Raw genomic sequence first — 14,420 nt, forward strand, 5'->3', positions numbered from 1 at the left:
CCTCCCGCCAGCGGGAGGGGAGAGGGCTTGCGCTGATCACGCTGCCGCCCGTTCGCGGACGGTGCGGAATTCGATCTTCTTGTCGTACGGCGCGCCGCAGATCAGGCGCTTCACATAGATGCCAGGCAGGTGGATCGCATCGGGATCGAGGCTGCCGGTCTCGACGATTTCCTCCACTTCGGCGACGCAGATCTTGCCCGCGGTCGCCATCGGCTGGTTGAAGTTGCGCGCGGTCTTGCGGAAGATCAGGTTGCCCGACTTGTCGGCCTTCCAGCCCTTGATGATGCACAGGTCGGCATAGATGCCGCGCTCCAGGATATAGGTCTGGCCGTCGAACTCCTTGTGCTCCTTGCCCTCGGCGACCTGGGTGCCGACGCCGGTCTTGGTGTAGAAGCCGGGAATGCCCGCACCGCCTGCGCGGCAGCGTTCGGCGAGCGTGCCCTGGGGGCAGAATTCCACCTCCAGTTCGCCTGCCAGATATTGCCGCTCGAACTCCTTGTTCTCGCCGACATAGCTGGAAATCATCTTCTTCACCTGGCGCGTGCGCAGCAGCTTGCCAAGCCCCTCGCCGTCGATCCCGGCATTGTTCGAGGCGATGGTGAGATCCTTGGTCCCCGCGTCGCGGATCGCGTCGATCAGGCGTTCGGGAATGCCGCACAGGCCGAAACCGCCTGCGCAGATATGCATCCCGTCGAACAGCAGACCTTCCAGAGCGGATGCGGCGTCGGGATAGATTTTCTGCATGACGGATGTCTCCCAGTCAAAAGGGTCTTGGATCGGCGACCGGACGGCCACCTTGGATGATTCGAGCGTCCCGTTTCCGCCTAGCGCCCCGCCCCGGCTTTTTCCAGCACCGCTTGATTTGAATCAATGCACTTGGGTCCGCTTCCGGCGCAATTTGGTTACGTCGAAAGAGGAGAGCGCGTGATGAAATCCATTCTGGTTTATGCCGATGGCGGCAAGGCATTCGAATCCCGTTTGCAGGTGGCGCTGGACCTTGCCCGCGCGCAAAACGGGCATATCACCTTTCTGCAGGCGACGCCCTTGTCCGGGTTCATCGTGATGGACCCGATGGGCGGCAGCTATGTCCCTGCCGGCATGCTCGAACAGCTGCGCGCCGACGAGGAAAAGGTCCGCGCGATCGTCGAGGCGCAGATGAACATCGAAGGCCTTCCCTGGGACTGGACCGCCTATGACGGCGACGTCACCCAGGCGGTGATCAGCGCCTCGCGGCTGGCCGATGTCATCGTGCTGTCGCTCGACAATGCCGAGCGCAACGTGCGCCCGCATCCGCTGCTGTCGATCGCGGATGTCGCGGTCGAGACGCGCTGCCCGGTGCTGGCGGTACCGACGACGCTCAAGTCGCTCCACACCGGCGGGAAAATCCTGATCGCCTGGGACGGCAGCCACGAGGCGGCCAATGCGCTGCGCCAGGCGCTGCCGCTGCTCCGAAACGCGGGGTCGGTGCATCTGGTGACGGTGGTCGAGCCCAAAAAGGCGGGCGGCTTCCCCTCGACCGAGGCATGCGAATATCTCTCGCGGCACGGCGTGTGCAGCGAGCTGATCGAGCGCGAACGCGGCCTGCTCTCGATCGAGGAGATCATCGAGAATGTCGCGGGCGAGATCGGCGCGGACCTGCTCGTCATGGGCGCGTTCGGCCATAGCCGGTTGCGCGAAACGCTGCTCGGCGGCGTGACGCGCTATTTCCTCAAGGATTCGAACATCCCGCTGCTGCTGGCGCATTGATCGCCAACAGCAGGGCCGCGCGCGTCAGAAACGCGCGCGGACGGTGAAGCGGGCGTTGATCGGCTCGCCGGTGGTGATGTTGTTGTCGTTGTGCGAGGCGGGGAAATAGCGCGTGTCGAACAGGTTCTCGACATTCACCTGCGCCTCGATCCGGTCGGTCAGCCTGAAGAACAGCGCCGCATCGACCCGGGTGAATGCGGGCAGCCGCACGGTGTTCGATATGCTGGCAAACTGGCTCGCCTGGTGCGTGACGCCGAGGCCGAAGCCCAGCCGCTCGTTCACGTCATAGCGGTTCCACAGGCTCGCCATGTGGCGCGGGACCTGTCCGATCCTGCGGTTGTCGACCACGCCTGCGACGACACGGCCGCGCTCATCGGCATCGAGATAGCTGTACCCGGCATTGACCTGCCAGCCGGGCAGGATCTGCCCCGTGAACTGCGCCTCGAAACCGCGGGTGCGGCTGCCGGTGATGATCGAATTGGCGGGGTTGGCCGGATCGACCACGACGCCATTCTCGCGGTCGAGCTGGAAGATCGCCGCCGAGACGCGCAGATTCTCCGCAATGTCCCATTTCGCGCCGAACTCGTAATTGTCGAAGGATTCGGGCGCAAGCGTCGCCTGGGCCGGGGTCAGCGACAGGAACTGATCGCCCGAACGCGGCAGGAAGGTCTTGGTATAGCTGGCATAGAAGGACATCGCCTCGACCGGCTTGAAGATCAGCCCCAGGCGCGGCGACCATTCGCTATCGGTGCGCGACAGCAGGCGGTTCGCGACAATGTCGTTCACGTCGATCTCGAACCGGTCGTGGCGCGCGCCGAGGACGATATCGAAATGATCGCCGATGCCGATCTGATCCTGAAGATAGACCGACCACACGCTGACTTGCGATCGCGTGTTTCGGTTGTTCACCGGGAAGCTGATCGCGGGGATGACCAGCGGATCGCTAAAGGCAAAGGTCGTGACATTGGTGCCGCTGGTGGCGAAGCGGCCATTCTGCCGCTGGTTCGCCGATTGCTGGTCGCCATATTCGAACCCGGCGAGCAGCGTGTGGCTGATCGGGCCGGTCCGGCCGGTCCAGACTAGATTGCCCTGGACGAAGACATTCTCGCGCTGCTGCGCGTCGCGATAGGAATCGAGCGTGACGCGGCCGGCGGCGAGATTGCTCGCGGTCGGGAAGAGATTGCCATAGGCCTTGTCGTAATCGGCATATTGCACGGTGAGATCGGCGCGCAGCGTATCGGTGAAGCTGTGCTCCAGCCGTCCGCGCAGGATATGCGCGGTCAGCGTGGTGGTGTTGAGCTGGGGCGAACCGAAGAACGTGCGGTAGAAGCCGCGCACCGGACGCGCCGGAGCGGCGACGGTGCCGCCGGTGGTCGCCGGGATGCCGCGGTCGACGATGCGATCGTCATCGACATATTCATAGGACAGCAGCAGCCGCGTCCTTTCGCCCAGCGCCGCACCGATGGTCGGATTGATCGCAACGCGGTTTCCGCCGAAAAAGTCGCGATGGCTGTCGAACTCCTCGTACATCGCGTTCAGCCGTACCCCGGCGCTATCGCCGAGCGACGCATTGATGTCGCTGGTGAGCGCAAATGCGCCGAACGTATCGACCGAGGCCGATCCGCCGAAGAAGGATTCACCCAGTACCGGGGTCTTGGTCACGCGGTTGACCACGCCGCCACCGCCGCCGCGCCCGAACAGCAGCGCGTTCGATCCCTTGAGTATCTCGACACGCTCGAGATTGTAGAGCGGGCGATAGTACTGGACGTCGTCGCGGATGCCATCGACGAAGAAATCCGCAGTGGTATCCTGGCCGCGGATCGAGATCTGGTCGCGGTGCCCCTCGCCCTGGTTCGACGAGACACCCGGGGTGTAGCGCAGCACATCGGCAAGATCCTGCAGCGCCTGATCCTCGATCTGTTCGCGCGTATAGACCGAAATTGCCTGGGGAATGTCGACCAGCGGCGTCGGCGTCTTGGCCGCGCGCACGATGTCGAGCGCGAGATAGCCCTCGTTGCGCCCCGTCACGATGATTTCGCGCTGGTCGTCTGCTGCAGCGTCTTCGCCCTGGCCGGCATCGCCAGAGGACTGCGCAACAGCCGGCGCAGCGAGCGCAAGGAACGAAACCGCGCCGGCAGCCGCCAGCAAACGTGACTTCAAGAGCATCGTACACCACCTCATGGCCGCCGCCTTGGTCTGGCAGCGATTCTCGTTCTCAATGCGGGCGCACTAATGATAAGCATTCTTAACTGCAATGGAAAATTGCGACGAACCGTTGCGCGCGGGCCGGGGTCAGGCAATGCGCTGGTCTTGATGGGCCATTGGCACTAGCATGCGATCTGGCCGTTGATGGCGCGAGGACCCTTACCTGATGTTCAAATTCCTGAAATGGCTGTTCATCCTGCTGGTCGTCGCCATCATCGGGCTGGGCATCTGGAGCTATGCGCCCGATATCGAGCCGAGCGAGCTGCAGGCGCAATATGGCGGTCCCCCTTCGCGCTTCATCGAGTTGCCCAACGGTCAGAGCGTGCATATCCGCGACGAGGGCCCGCGCGATGCGCCCGCCATCCTGCTGATCCACGGCTCCAATGCCTCGCTGCACACCTGGCAGGGCTGGGCCGATGACCTCAAGCGCGACTATCGCGTCGTGCGATACGACCAGCCGGGGCACGGACTGACCGGCGCGCAGATCAAGCGCGATTACAGCACCGAGGCCTTTCGCGATACCGGGGCGGAGGTGATGAATGCGCTGGGCATCAACCGCTATGTCGTTGCGGGCAATTCGATGGGCGGCTGGGTCGCGTGGAACATCGCGCTGAAATATCCGCAGCGCGTTGCCGGGCTGGTGCTGGTCGATGCTTCGGGCGCGCCCGAGGCCAAGCCGACCAGGGTTCCGATCGGGTTTCAGCTTGCACAAAGCGCCGCGGTGCGACCGGTCCTCAAGATCTTCACCCCCCGCAGCATCATCGAGCAGAGCCTGCAGCAGAGCGTCGGCGATCCTTCAAAGGTCACACCCGAAATGGTCGATCTCTACTGGAGGCTGTTGCGCCATCCGGGCAATCGCGAGGCGACCGTCGCGCGCGGCGATTTCCCGCGCAAGCCTGCGACGGCCGTCGAATTTGCCGGGTTGACCATGCCGTCGCTGATCCTGTGGGGGAAGAAGGACACGCTGATCCCGCTTCCCAACGCCACCTGGTTCGCGCGGCAGCTGCCCAACGACACGCTCGTCACCTATGATGATCTGGGCCATATTCCGATGGAGGAGGACCCCAAGCGCACCGTGGCCGATTTCCGCGCCTGGCTTGAAAAGACGGGTCTGAACCGGACTGCAACACCCGCGACACAATCCATCGCTAGCCCGGTGACTGCGCCTGTTGCCGCTGCACCTGTCAATACCGGGGTAACGCAAACGGGGGGCTGACATGGGGGACCGGATGCACAGCGTGGCCGTCTACAATCTGAAGGGCGGCGTGGGCAAGACGACCAGCGCGGTCAATCTGGCCTGGTGCTCGGCGGTCCTGTCCTCGCGTCGCACCCTGTTATGGGATCTCGATCCACAGGGGGCCGCGAGCCATCTGATCGGCGACGACAAGGCGATGAAGGACGAGGCGCGCTCGATCTTCGCACGCGATGTCTCGCCCGAAAAGCTGGTGCGGCCCTCGCGCATTCCGGGGCTCGACCTGCTCGCTGCGGACCACTCGTTGCGCGGGCTCGACCGGATGCTGTTCGAGATCGGCAAGGCCAAGCGCTTGAAAAAGCTGATCGAAGGGCTGGGCAAGCATTACGACCGGATCGTGCTCGATTGCCCGCCGGGGCTCAGCGAGACTTCGGATCAGGTGCTGCGCGCAGCCGATCTGGTGATCGTGCCGATCATCCCCTCGCCGCTGTCGCAGCGCGCCTTTGCCGAGGTGCAGCATTATCTCGACGGCAAGTCCGGACGCCGCGCGCCGATGCTGCCGGTGTTCGTGATGGTCGATCGCAGGCGCGCGCTGCACAAGCAGGCGCTCGAGGCCTATCCCGACTGGCCGGTCATCCCGATGGCGAGCGCGGTCGAGCGGATGGCGGAAGAGCGGCTTCCGGTGGGGGCGTTCGACGCGAAAAGCCCGGCGGCGCAGGCTTATGCAAGGCTATGGCAGGGGATCGAGCGCAAGCTCGCCGATCAGAAGGGCAGCGGATAACGCGCCAGTATAAGCGCGCTCGCACAGCCCGAAACGAGCACGAAGCGCAGCACCGCGAACCAGCCGGTATCGGCTTGCGAAGGGCGGGCGGCGATGGCGATGGCTTTGCGCATGGGCAAAGGATGCGCCGCGATTGCTAATATCGCGTTAAAGCGGTCTAGCGGATCTGACGGATGTCCACGCCGACATCCAGGCCTTCCCACTGCCGGTCCGCGGTCAGCACCGGCAATCCTTCGCGCCGCGCCAGTGCCAGGCAGGCCCGATCGCCCAGCGAAAGGCCGCGATGGCGAGTGGCTGCGCGCAAGCCTGCGGCGTCGATGGCTTGGTGATGATCGAGATCGACAACCTGCAAACCCAGCTGCAAGAAGAATGCCTCTGCTTTCGATACCGTCGCTCCGCCATCGACCAGGCGTGTCAGCACCTCAATGACATTCACTGTGCTGACAAGGCTGTCGATCAGTTGCGCGGCTGCCGTGTCGCCGCCGGGTTCGCCCAGCAGAATAGCCAACACGGCAGACGTGTCGAAAACAGCCACGATTACTCTCGCGCCGCTTCAGCCCGTTTTTCGGCGAGAAAGTCGTCAACTGTGAACGGCTTGGTGATGCTTTCCCGCACCGCCCTTTGCAAGTCGCGGATTAGGTCTGCATGCGATCGGACGATGATACCGCCATCCTCCCTTCGTTCGAGGTAGACGCGATCACCCTCCGCAAAGCCGAGCTCGCGGCGAAGTTCCGCCGGGATGACGATCTTGCCGCCCTTAATGATCTTGGCCGAATAGGTCATGCGTGCCTCCTTGGGTCCTGGATGGTATCACAGGACCCAAACTGACTCAACGGACCCTATTGGTCGGTAGCCCCCCAGTTGCCTTCGGCATCCTTGGCGACGATGGTCAGCGAGCCCGGGTCGATTTCAGCGAAATCCTGTCCGAAGTCGAAGAACCAGGCAAAGCCCTGCGCCGCGCGCCAGAAGCGGAAGCCTTCATCGAAATAGCCAAGGTCGCCGCACACCGCGACCGGGCTGCCGTCCGCCGTATTCGATCCCTTGGGGTCGGTATCGACGACAAAGGCATCCTTGGGCCAGCCTTCGATATTCGCCGGCCGGGCGTTGCACTTCGCCGCCTCCTTCGGATCCTCGATCACCGAGCGCGCGCGCTGGGTGATCGCCTGCGCCGGCTCGCCTTCTGCGGTATAGAGATAGCCGATGGTGAACGGCTCGGGCATCTCGTCCGACATGGCCGACTTGATCAGCTTCACCTCGGCGCGCTCGGCGCCGCCCGCGATCTCGATTTCCGCCGCCTTCCTTCCGCAGACCAGACCGCGATAGAGCAGCACCTCGTCGGCGGGGAGCGCGGCCTCCATCACCTGCCATTCGCAACCATCGGGCGCTTGCGGAGATGCGCTCGCGTCCATGTTCATGTAATTGACGGCGCGACCCTTGCACAGGCCGGTCAGCTTGAGCTTCTCGCCATCGTCGGCGCATGCGGCATCGGCGGTCTTGTCCGCACCTGCTGCCGCCTTGTCGTCGGCCCCGCCGCCACAGCCCATCAGCGACAGGCTGAGCATGCCAACCAGCATCCATGTACCACGCATCGCAATTCTCCCGGTGAGCGGGCAGATCCGGTCCCCGCGCCCCCAGCAGGCAGGGTCCGGATCTGCCGGAAAAGGTCAGCCTTCGCTTTCGCCCTGTGCGCAGAAGGTGACGAACGTATCGGCCTCGCCCTCGGCAGGCGTGCCGACGTTGATGGTGTTCATGCCGAAGGACAGCACCTGCTTGCCGGCAAAGGCGGCCTTGAAATTGTCGGGCAGCGGCGCGCTGCCGCTGGCAAAGCCGTCGCCACCTGCGGGCACCATGATGCTCAGCACCGGTTCGCCGCCATCGGGGGCGAGGGTGAGCGCGATGTCCTCGGGGATGCGGGCGAAGCCGGGGACTTCGAACTCCACCGTCTTGCTGCCATTGGCGCATTTCAGCGTCGCGAGCGTCTTGTCTGCGCCTTCCACCAGCGACATCACGGTCTTGCCCTCTTCGGCCGATACCGCCCAGAGCGGACCCTGGGCAGCAGGCGCCACTTCAGCGGTGGCTTCACCCTCGGCAGGCGCCTCTGCCGCCTTTTCGCCGCCGCACGCCGCAAGCGCAGACGCCATCATCGTCACGCCCAGAAGGCGCAGGCTGATCGGTTTCATCGCAATTTCCCCATCTCGATCCCGTCGCAGGCCCTCCCCTGCGATCCGGACGCGAAACTAGGGGGCTGCGCCCCGGCGGCAAAGCGCAATCGGGCCGCCCTGTACGGCTGTACAGGGTGCCGGCGGTCAGCCGGCCGCGAGACGGTCGAGCGCCTCGCCCTCGATCCGCCAGGGCTCCCAGCCCTTCGAATGGTGCGCGCCGATATGGGTGTAGAACGCGCGCGCCTTCTCGTTCCAGTCGAGCACCGCCCAGTCCATCCGCGCACAGCCGCGCGCCCTGGCTTCCTTGGCCAGCGCCGTCAGCAGCGCGCGCCCGGTTCCGGTACCGCGCGCGGCTTCGGCCACGAACAGGTCTTCGAGATAGAGCGAAGGCGCGCCGGTCCAGGTCGAATAGGTGAGGAACCACAAGGCCAGCCCGACCGGATCGCCGTCGCGTTCGGCGATATGCGCGAACACCTGTGCGTTCTCGCCGAACAGTGTCGCGCGCAGCGATTCCTCGGTCGCCTTTACAGCATCGGGCTCGCGCTCGTAGACTGCGAGCGCGATGACCATGCGCAGGATGGCGGCTTCATCGCCCGGGCGGGCGGGGCGGATACGGACGGTCATGTCGGGTCCGCTTATTCCGCCGCGACCGGCTCGGCATTGCCTGCGTCGCTCGCCTCCGCCTCGATCTCGGCCGCCTTGGCCTCGACCAGCCTGACGATATGCTCGACCATGTCCTCGTCCTCGACCGTATGGTCGGTGACGCCCGACAGGTACACCATGTGCTTGCCCTTGCCGCCACCGGTGAGACCAATATCCGTCTCGCGCGCCTCGCCCGGGCCGTTGACGACGCAGCCGAGCACCGAAAGCGACAGCGGCGTGTTGATATGCTGCAGCCGCTCCTCCAGCTTCTGCACGGTGCGGATCACGTCGAAGCCCTGGCGCGCACAGCTGGGACAGCTGACGATGCGAACGCCGCGAGTGCGGATGCCGAGCGATTTGAGGATCTCGAAACCGACGCGCACCTCTTCCTCAGGCTCGGCGGAGAGCGAGACGCGGATGGTATCGCCGATGCCCGCCCAGAGCAGGTTGCCGATGCCGATCGCGCTCTTCACCGTGCCGCCGATCAGCCCGCCCGCCTCGGTAATGCCTAGGTGCAGCGGACAATCGACGGCGTCGGCGAGCTGCTGGTACGCCGCGACCGCGAGGAACACGTCGCTCGCCTTCACCGCGACCTTGAACTCGTGGAAATCATGGTCCTGCAGCAGCTTGATATGGTCGAGCGCGCTTTCGACCAGCGCCTCGGGGCACGGCTCGCCATATTTCTCGAGCAGGTCCTTCTCGAGGCTCCCTGCATTGACGCCGATGCGGATCGCACAGCCATTGGCCTTGGCGGCATTGACCACCTCGCGCACGCGCTCCGACGATCCGATATTGCCCGGGTTGATGCGCAGGCACGCCGCGCCCGCATCGGCGGCTTCAAGCGCGCGCTTGTAGTGGAAATGGATGTCCGCGACGATCGGCACGCGCGAGGCGCGGACGATCTGCTTCATCGCGGCGGTGGATTCGACATCGGGGCACGAGACGCGGATGATATCGACCCCGGCCTCTTCGCAGCGGCGGATCTGGTCGATCGTCGCCTTCGCGTCGGAGGTCAGCGTGTTGGTCATCGTCTGCACGCTGACCGGCGCATCGCCACCCACCGGCACTTTGCCGACCATGATCTGGCGGCACTTGCGCCGATCGATATCGCGCCAGGGTCGCAAAGAGGGGTTGTGGGCCGACATGAATTGTTCTCCAAGAGTATGCGGACGCTATAGTCGCTTCGACCGGCTTTGGCGAGATGCGCGGGCGATAGAAAAGGGGACGCTGAATACCATGAAAACCGTGATGAACCTGGCGCTGGCCACGGGCCTGGCCGCTCTTGCAGCAGCGACGACCCTGCCTGCCACGGCGCAGGCCCCTGCCCCGCAGCGCACGCCCAACGAACTCGCCGCGCGCCAGCTCTACAGCGATGTCGTCGGCATCCGCACCGCGCGCGGGCACAAGCAGATGGGCGTGATGACCGGCTATCTCAAGGAGCAGCTGCTCAAGGCCGGTTTCGCCGAAAGCGACATCACGATCACCGATTATGACAGCGAGGGCGAGCCCACCCAGGGGCTGGTGGTGCGCTATGCCGCCAAGGGCAAGCCCAAGGCGGGGCCGATCGTGTTCCTGGGCCATATGGACGTGGTCGAGGCGCTGCCCGAGGACTGGGAGCGCCCTCCGTTCAAGCTCGTGGAGGAAAACGGCTATTTCTTCGGTCGCGGATCGCTCGACAACAAATATGGTGTCGCGACGCTCACGCACAATTTCATCCGGCTGAAAAAGGAAGGCTGGGCGCCCAAGCGCGATATGTATCTCGTCTTCTCGGGCGACGAGGAGACCGGCATGATCTCCACCCGCGCGCAGGCAAAGATGGTGGCGGAAACGATCAAGCCGGCGCTGGTGCTCAACGGCGATGCCGGCGGCGTGGCGATGACCGAGGATTTCAAGCCGGTCATGTACCAGGTGCAGGCGGGCGAGAAGACCTTCGCGACGTTCGAGCTCACCGTCACCAATCCCGGCGGCCATTCGTCGCGCCCGCGCGCCGACAATGCGATCTACGAACTCGCGCAGGCGCTCGGCAAGATCCAGGCCCATCGCTTTCCGGTCAATGCGAGCCCCCTGGTGCGCAGCTATTTCGCCGCGATGGGCAAGCTGACGCCGGGCGAGATGGGCCAGGCGATGCAGGCCTTTGCCGCCAATCCGGAAGACCCCGCCCCGCGCGCCAAGCTGCTCGCCGATCCTGGCATCTCGACGCAGATGCGTACCACGTGCGTTGCCACCATGCTGCGCGGCGGCCATGCCGAAAACGCATTGCCGCAATCGGCGACCGCGACGGTCAACTGCCGCATCATGCCCGGCGAGGGCGGCGCGGCAGCGACCCAGGCCGCGCTCGCCAAGGCGATCGGCAATGACGGCGTGAAGTTCAAGCTGATGACCGATGTGGTCGAGAGCCCCGAATCCACGCTGACGCCCGAGGTGCGCGCCGCGATCATGGCCAGCCTCGATGCGCGCTATCCCGGCCTTCCGATCGTGCCCGAGCTGTCGTCGGGCGGCACCGACGGCATGCACTATCGCGCGCTGGGGATGAACACCGTGGGCATCGGCAATGCCGCGATGCGCAGCGCGGATATCTTCGCGCACGGCCTCAACGAACGCATCCGCGTCGAGGATTTCTACAAGGGTCTCGACCACTGGTATCTGGTCATGAAGAAGCTGGCGGGCTGATCTCCGCCCGCACAAGGAGCAAGTCCATGCCTACAGTGCTGATTACCGGTGCCAATCGCGGTCTCGGGTTGGAGTTTGCCCGGCAATATGCCGCCGATGGCTGGACCGTCGTTGCGACCGCGCGCGATCCGCAAGCGGCGGAAGCGCTGGCCGCCACCGGCGCTGAAATCCACGCCTATGATGCCCTGAACCCACAAGCGCTGGAGGAGTTGAAGGCCGCTATCGGCGACCGCGCGATCGATGTGCTGATCGCCAATGCCGGAATTCTGGGCCCGCAGCAGTTCGACCGGGAGAAATGGTCCGAGACGTTCCTCGCCAATGTCATCGCGCCGACCGAATTGGCGCTGCGCCTCAAGCCCAATGTGCTCGCCTCGGACCAGCGCAAGATGGTAGCGCTGTCCTCGATCCTGGGCAGCATTGCCGCGAATGACAGCGGCGGCATCCTTGCCTATCGCAGTTCCAAGGCAGCGCTCAACGCGGCCTGGCGCTCGCTGGCCATCGACTGGAAGGACAGCGGCCTGACACTGGCGATGATCCATCCCGGCTGGGTGCAGACCGATATGGGCGGCCCGGGCGCGCAGATCGATCCATCAACCAGCATCGGCGGCTATCGCAAGGTGATCGCCAGGCTCAGCGTCGCGGATAGCGGCGCCTTTCTCGATTATCAGGGCAATCGGCTCGACTGGTAACGCGATCAGGGCGCCGTCTGGAACGGCTTCGCCTCTGCCAGGATGAGCGCGAACCAATCGTCGGGATCGGTCCATTCGTGCCGCACCGTCCAGCCGCCCGCGCGCAGCAGCAGTCGCGCGTCGCGAGGGCCGTATTTGTGGCTGTTTTCGGTATGGATGGTCTCGCCCTGGCGCATCGAGAAGCGCTCGCCGAGCACGGTGAAGCTCAGGTCTTCCATCGCTTCGAGGTGCATCTCGATCCGGGCATAGCCGTCGTTCCAGCGCGCGACATGGCGGAAGCGATCGACAGGAATCGTGCCTTCCAGTTCGCGGTTGATGCGGTGGAGCAGGTTGAGGTTGAACCGCGCGGTCACCCCCTGCGCATCGTCATAGGCGGGGATCAGGATATCGGGAGACTTGATCCGGTCCATGCCGATCAGCAGCAGCGATCCGACGCCCAGCGTCTCGCGCATCGAGCGGAGCAGGTCGAGCGAGCTGCGCGCGACCATGTTGCCGATGGTCGAACCGGGAAAGAAGCCCAGCTTGGGTTCGCCTGCCACCGCCTCGGGAAGCTTGAGCGGCCGCATGAAATCGCCCTCGAGCGGGTGCACGGCCAGGTCCGGAAAGTCACTGGCGAGCGCAGCGGCGGATTCGCGCAGGAACTCGCCCGAAATGTCGATCGGCACATAGTGCTTGCCCTGTACAGCGCGCAGCAGATGCGGGGTCTTGACCGAGGAGCCCGAGCCGAACTCGACCACCGCACGGCCCTTGCCGCCCATCTGGGCCACCTCGCCGCAATAGCGCTCGAGCAAGCCAGTCTCGGTGCGGGTGGGGTAATATTCGGGAAGGTCGGTGATCGCCTCGAACAGTTCGGAGCCGGTCTTGTCGTAGAACCAACGCGCCGGGATCGCGCGGCGCGTGTCGCGGAAACAGGCTAGAACGTCGGCGCGGAAGGCGGGGTCGGCTTCACCCGATGCGGCTGCGGTCTGGGCTTCGGGCGAGTCGATCAGGGTAGCCAAGAGAGAGTCTCCTGTGCGGGGTCAGCTGAGGTCCTTGGCGAGCCTGAGACCGGTGAACTGCCAGCGCTGATGGGGATAGAAGAAGTTGCGATAACTGGGACGCACGGAACCGCGCGGGGTTGCACAGCTCGATCCGCGCAGCACGAACTGGCCCGACATGAACTTGCCATTATATTCGCCCACCGCACCCTCTGCCGCCCGGAAGCCGGGATAGGGGCGATAGGCGCTGCCGGTCCATTGCCAGACATTGCCGAACATCGCCGCCGCCGCATCGGCGCGCGGTCGCACGGGTCCGGCTCGGTCGAGCTGGTTGCCCGAAACGGGATCGTGCGCCGTTGCGACCGTCTCCCATTCCTGCTCGGTCGGCAGACGCGCACCCGCCCAGCTGGCATAGGCGTCCGCCTCGTACAGGCTGACATGCGTGACCGGTGCGGCCGGATCGACGCTGCGCAGGCCATCGAGCCCGAACTGCATCCAGCCGCCGTCCTCGTCCTGCTGCCAGTAGAGCGGCGCGCTGATGCCTTCCGCCTTCACCCAGGCCCAGCCATCGGACAGCCAGTGGCGCGGGTCGCCATAGCCGCCATCGGCGATGAACGCGGCCCATTCGCCATTGGTCACCGGGCGGCTGGCAAGCGCATAGGGGGTGAGCAGCACCGCATGGCGCGGCCCTTCGCAATCGAACGCGAAGCCCTCGCCCGCATGGCCGATCTCGACCTGCCCTGTCGGCCCCTCGATCCATTCGAGCGGCGCGGTCTCGACCGAGGCCATCGGCACTGCAGGCCAGACCGCGGGATGCAGCGGGTTCTGCGCGAACAGGTGCAAGAGATCGGTCAGCAAGAGCTCCTGATGCTGCTGCTCGTGGTTCAGCCCGAGTTCGACCAGATCGAGCGCCTCGTTACCGAGCGTTGGCAAGGCGGCCTGCACCGCCGCATCGACATGCGCGCGATAGGCGCGGATCTCGTCGAGCGAGGGCCGGGTGAGCATCCCGCGCCGGGGCCGCGCATGCCGTGCGCCCTCGGCCTCGTAATAGCTGTTGAACAGGAAGGCGTAATTCGGATCGAAGGCTTCGTAGCCCAGCACATGATCGCGCAGCACGAAGGTCTCGAAGAACCAGCTCGTGTGCGCCAGATGCCATTTGGCCGGCGAGGCATCGTCCATCGACTGGACGGTGGCGTCGGCATCCGACAGCGGCGCGACGAGATCGAGCGTAAGGGTGCGTATCTGGGCGAAGCGGTGAGCGAGGTCGGCTTCTCGGGAAACTGCGCGTCCGGGAGAGGACGTAGCGCTGGAGATCATCATTCTACCCCCTATCCGTCATTCCCGCGAAAGCGGCAA

General features: G+C 65.0%; 16 protein-coding genes. 5 read left to right on the forward strand and 11 right to left on the reverse strand.

The features are described 5' to 3' along the window. Positions 1–36 precede the first annotated feature (36 nt). Complete coding sequence (locus DM995_RS06720; RefSeq protein WP_023839660.1) at positions 37–744, reverse strand: CoA transferase subunit A; 708 nt, start codon at positions 742–744, stop codon at positions 37–39. 183 nt (positions 745–927) lie between these two features. On the opposite strand from DM995_RS06720, the gene DM995_RS06725 reads away from it, so the two are divergent. Continuing rightward, positions 928–1,746, forward strand: a complete 819-nt coding sequence (locus DM995_RS06725) for a universal stress protein (protein ID WP_023839659.1) — start codon at positions 928–930, stop codon at positions 1,744–1,746. A gap of 24 nt (positions 1,747–1,770) precedes the next feature. Here DM995_RS06725 and DM995_RS06730 read toward each other — a convergent pair whose 3' ends face one another. After that, entirely contained in the window at positions 1,771–3,927 is a 2,157-nt protein-coding gene (locus DM995_RS06730; protein ID WP_232824144.1) for a TonB-dependent receptor, read from the reverse strand. Between the two features lie 190 nt (positions 3,928–4,117). Here DM995_RS06730 and DM995_RS06735 point away from each other — a divergent pair, with 190 nt between their 5' ends. Together DM995_RS06735 and DM995_RS06740 are read left to right on the forward strand one after the other, a co-directional pair. Further along, on the forward strand, positions 4,118–5,167 hold the full coding sequence (locus DM995_RS06735; protein ID WP_116968908.1) for an alpha/beta fold hydrolase: 1,050 nt from the start codon (positions 4,118–4,120) through the stop codon (positions 5,165–5,167). Between the two features lie 13 nt (positions 5,168–5,180). Continuing rightward, positions 5,181–5,924: a ParA family protein gene (locus DM995_RS06740; RefSeq protein WP_116970351.1), complete on the forward strand. Its 744-nt coding sequence runs from the start codon at positions 5,181–5,183 to the stop codon at positions 5,922–5,924. On the opposite strand, the gene DM995_RS22630 is transcribed toward DM995_RS06740, so the two are convergent. The 7 genes from DM995_RS22630 to ispG all read right to left on the reverse strand — a co-directional run bounded on the left by DM995_RS22630 (position 5,906) and on the right by ispG (position 9,873). Then, positions 5,906–6,037, reverse strand: coding sequence for a hypothetical protein (locus DM995_RS22630; protein WP_023839655.1), 132 nt, complete (start codon positions 6,035–6,037; stop codon positions 5,906–5,908). The two genes, DM995_RS06740 and DM995_RS22630, sit on opposite strands and share 19 nt — an antisense overlap. 44 nt (positions 6,038–6,081) lie before the next feature. Continuing rightward, positions 6,082–6,459 (reverse strand): type II toxin-antitoxin system VapC family toxin, encoded by a 378-nt coding sequence (locus DM995_RS06745; protein WP_023839654.1) that lies wholly within the window; start codon positions 6,457–6,459, stop codon positions 6,082–6,084. Positions 6,460–6,461: 2 nt separating this feature from the next. Then, positions 6,462–6,707 carry an AbrB/MazE/SpoVT family DNA-binding domain-containing protein gene (locus DM995_RS06750; protein ID WP_116968909.1) on the reverse strand — a complete coding sequence of 82 codons (246 nt, stop codon included), beginning with the start codon at positions 6,705–6,707 and terminating at the stop codon, positions 6,462–6,464. A gap of 56 nt (positions 6,708–6,763) precedes the next feature. Further along, the gene (locus DM995_RS06755) at positions 6,764–7,513 is read right to left on the reverse strand and encodes a hypothetical protein (RefSeq protein WP_157973101.1); all 750 of its coding nucleotides are present in this window, start codon (positions 7,511–7,513) and stop codon (positions 6,764–6,766) included. A gap of 75 nt (positions 7,514–7,588) precedes the next feature. Next, entirely contained in the window at positions 7,589–8,104 is a 516-nt protein-coding gene (locus tag DM995_RS06760) for a hypothetical protein (RefSeq protein WP_116968911.1), read from the reverse strand. A 126-nt stretch (positions 8,105–8,230) separates the two neighbouring features. Beyond that, positions 8,231–8,710 carry a GNAT family N-acetyltransferase gene (locus DM995_RS06765; protein ID WP_116968912.1) on the reverse strand — a complete coding sequence of 160 codons (480 nt, stop codon included), beginning with the start codon at positions 8,708–8,710 and terminating at the stop codon, positions 8,231–8,233. Positions 8,711–8,721: 11 nt separating this feature from the next. Further along, complete coding sequence (gene ispG, locus DM995_RS06770) at positions 8,722–9,873, reverse strand: flavodoxin-dependent (E)-4-hydroxy-3-methylbut-2-enyl-diphosphate synthase (RefSeq protein WP_116968913.1); 1,152 nt, start codon at positions 9,871–9,873, stop codon at positions 8,722–8,724. Positions 9,874–9,964: 91 nt separating this feature from the next. On the opposite strand from ispG, the gene DM995_RS06775 reads away from it, so the two are divergent. Together DM995_RS06775 and DM995_RS06780 are read left to right on the forward strand one after the other, a co-directional pair. Beyond that, on the forward strand, positions 9,965–11,398 hold the full coding sequence (locus DM995_RS06775; protein WP_023839648.1) for a M20/M25/M40 family metallo-hydrolase: 1,434 nt from the start codon (positions 9,965–9,967) through the stop codon (positions 11,396–11,398). Positions 11,399–11,424: 26 nt separating this feature from the next. Further along, a complete protein-coding gene (locus DM995_RS06780) occupies positions 11,425–12,087 on the forward strand; it encodes an SDR family oxidoreductase (protein WP_116968914.1) in 663 nt (220 codons plus the stop codon). A 5-nt stretch (positions 12,088–12,092) separates the two neighbouring features. Here DM995_RS06780 and egtD read toward each other — a convergent pair whose 3' ends face one another. Then, positions 12,093–13,085, reverse strand: a complete 993-nt coding sequence (egtD, locus tag DM995_RS06785; protein WP_502696581.1) for an L-histidine N(alpha)-methyltransferase — start codon at positions 13,083–13,085, stop codon at positions 12,093–12,095. 21 nt (positions 13,086–13,106) lie between these two features. Then, complete coding sequence (egtB, locus tag DM995_RS06790; protein ID WP_116970353.1) at positions 13,107–14,381, reverse strand: ergothioneine biosynthesis protein EgtB; 1,275 nt, start codon at positions 14,379–14,381, stop codon at positions 13,107–13,109. Positions 14,382–14,420: the final 39 nt, after the last annotated feature.

Source organism: Blastomonas sp. UPD001 (genome assembly GCF_003426715.1).
Lineage (GTDB): Bacteria > Pseudomonadota > Alphaproteobacteria > Sphingomonadales > Sphingomonadaceae > Blastomonas.

What these genes read in the sequence shown, in the direction of transcription:
- DM995_RS06720 (WP_023839660.1), bottom strand. Translation starts at nt 744, where the DNA reads ATGCAGAAAATCTATCCCGACGCCGCATCCGCTCTGGAAGGTCTGCTG.
- DM995_RS06725 (WP_023839659.1), top strand. Translation starts at nt 928, where the DNA reads ATGAAATCCATTCTGGTTTATGCCGATGGCGGCAAGGCATTCGAATCC.
- DM995_RS06730 (WP_232824144.1), bottom strand. Translation starts at nt 3,927, where the DNA reads ATGAGGTGGTGTACGATGCTCTTGAAGTCACGTTTGCTGGCGGCTGCC.
- DM995_RS06735 (WP_116968908.1), top strand. Translation starts at nt 4,118, where the DNA reads ATGTTCAAATTCCTGAAATGGCTGTTCATCCTGCTGGTCGTCGCCATC.
- DM995_RS06740 (WP_116970351.1), top strand. Translation starts at nt 5,181, where the DNA reads ATGCACAGCGTGGCCGTCTACAATCTGAAGGGCGGCGTGGGCAAGACG.
- DM995_RS22630 (WP_023839655.1), bottom strand. Translation starts at nt 6,037, where the DNA reads ATGCGCAAAGCCATCGCCATCGCCGCCCGCCCTTCGCAAGCCGATACC.
- DM995_RS06750 (WP_116968909.1), bottom strand. Translation starts at nt 6,707, where the DNA reads ATGACCTATTCGGCCAAGATCATTAAGGGCGGCAAGATCGTCATCCCG.
- DM995_RS06755 (WP_157973101.1), bottom strand. Translation starts at nt 7,513, where the DNA reads ATGCGTGGTACATGGATGCTGGTTGGCATGCTCAGCCTGTCGCTGATG.
- DM995_RS06760 (WP_116968911.1), bottom strand. Translation starts at nt 8,104, where the DNA reads ATGAAACCGATCAGCCTGCGCCTTCTGGGCGTGACGATGATGGCGTCT.
- DM995_RS06765 (WP_116968912.1), bottom strand. Translation starts at nt 8,710, where the DNA reads ATGACCGTCCGTATCCGCCCCGCCCGCCCGGGCGATGAAGCCGCCATC.
- ispG (WP_116968913.1), bottom strand. Translation starts at nt 9,873, where the DNA reads ATGTCGGCCCACAACCCCTCTTTGCGACCCTGGCGCGATATCGATCGG.
- DM995_RS06775 (WP_023839648.1), top strand. Translation starts at nt 9,965, where the DNA reads ATGAAAACCGTGATGAACCTGGCGCTGGCCACGGGCCTGGCCGCTCTT.
- DM995_RS06780 (WP_116968914.1), top strand. Translation starts at nt 11,425, where the DNA reads ATGCCTACAGTGCTGATTACCGGTGCCAATCGCGGTCTCGGGTTGGAG.
- egtB (WP_116970353.1), bottom strand. Translation starts at nt 14,381, where the DNA reads ATGATCTCCAGCGCTACGTCCTCTCCCGGACGCGCAGTTTCCCGAGAA.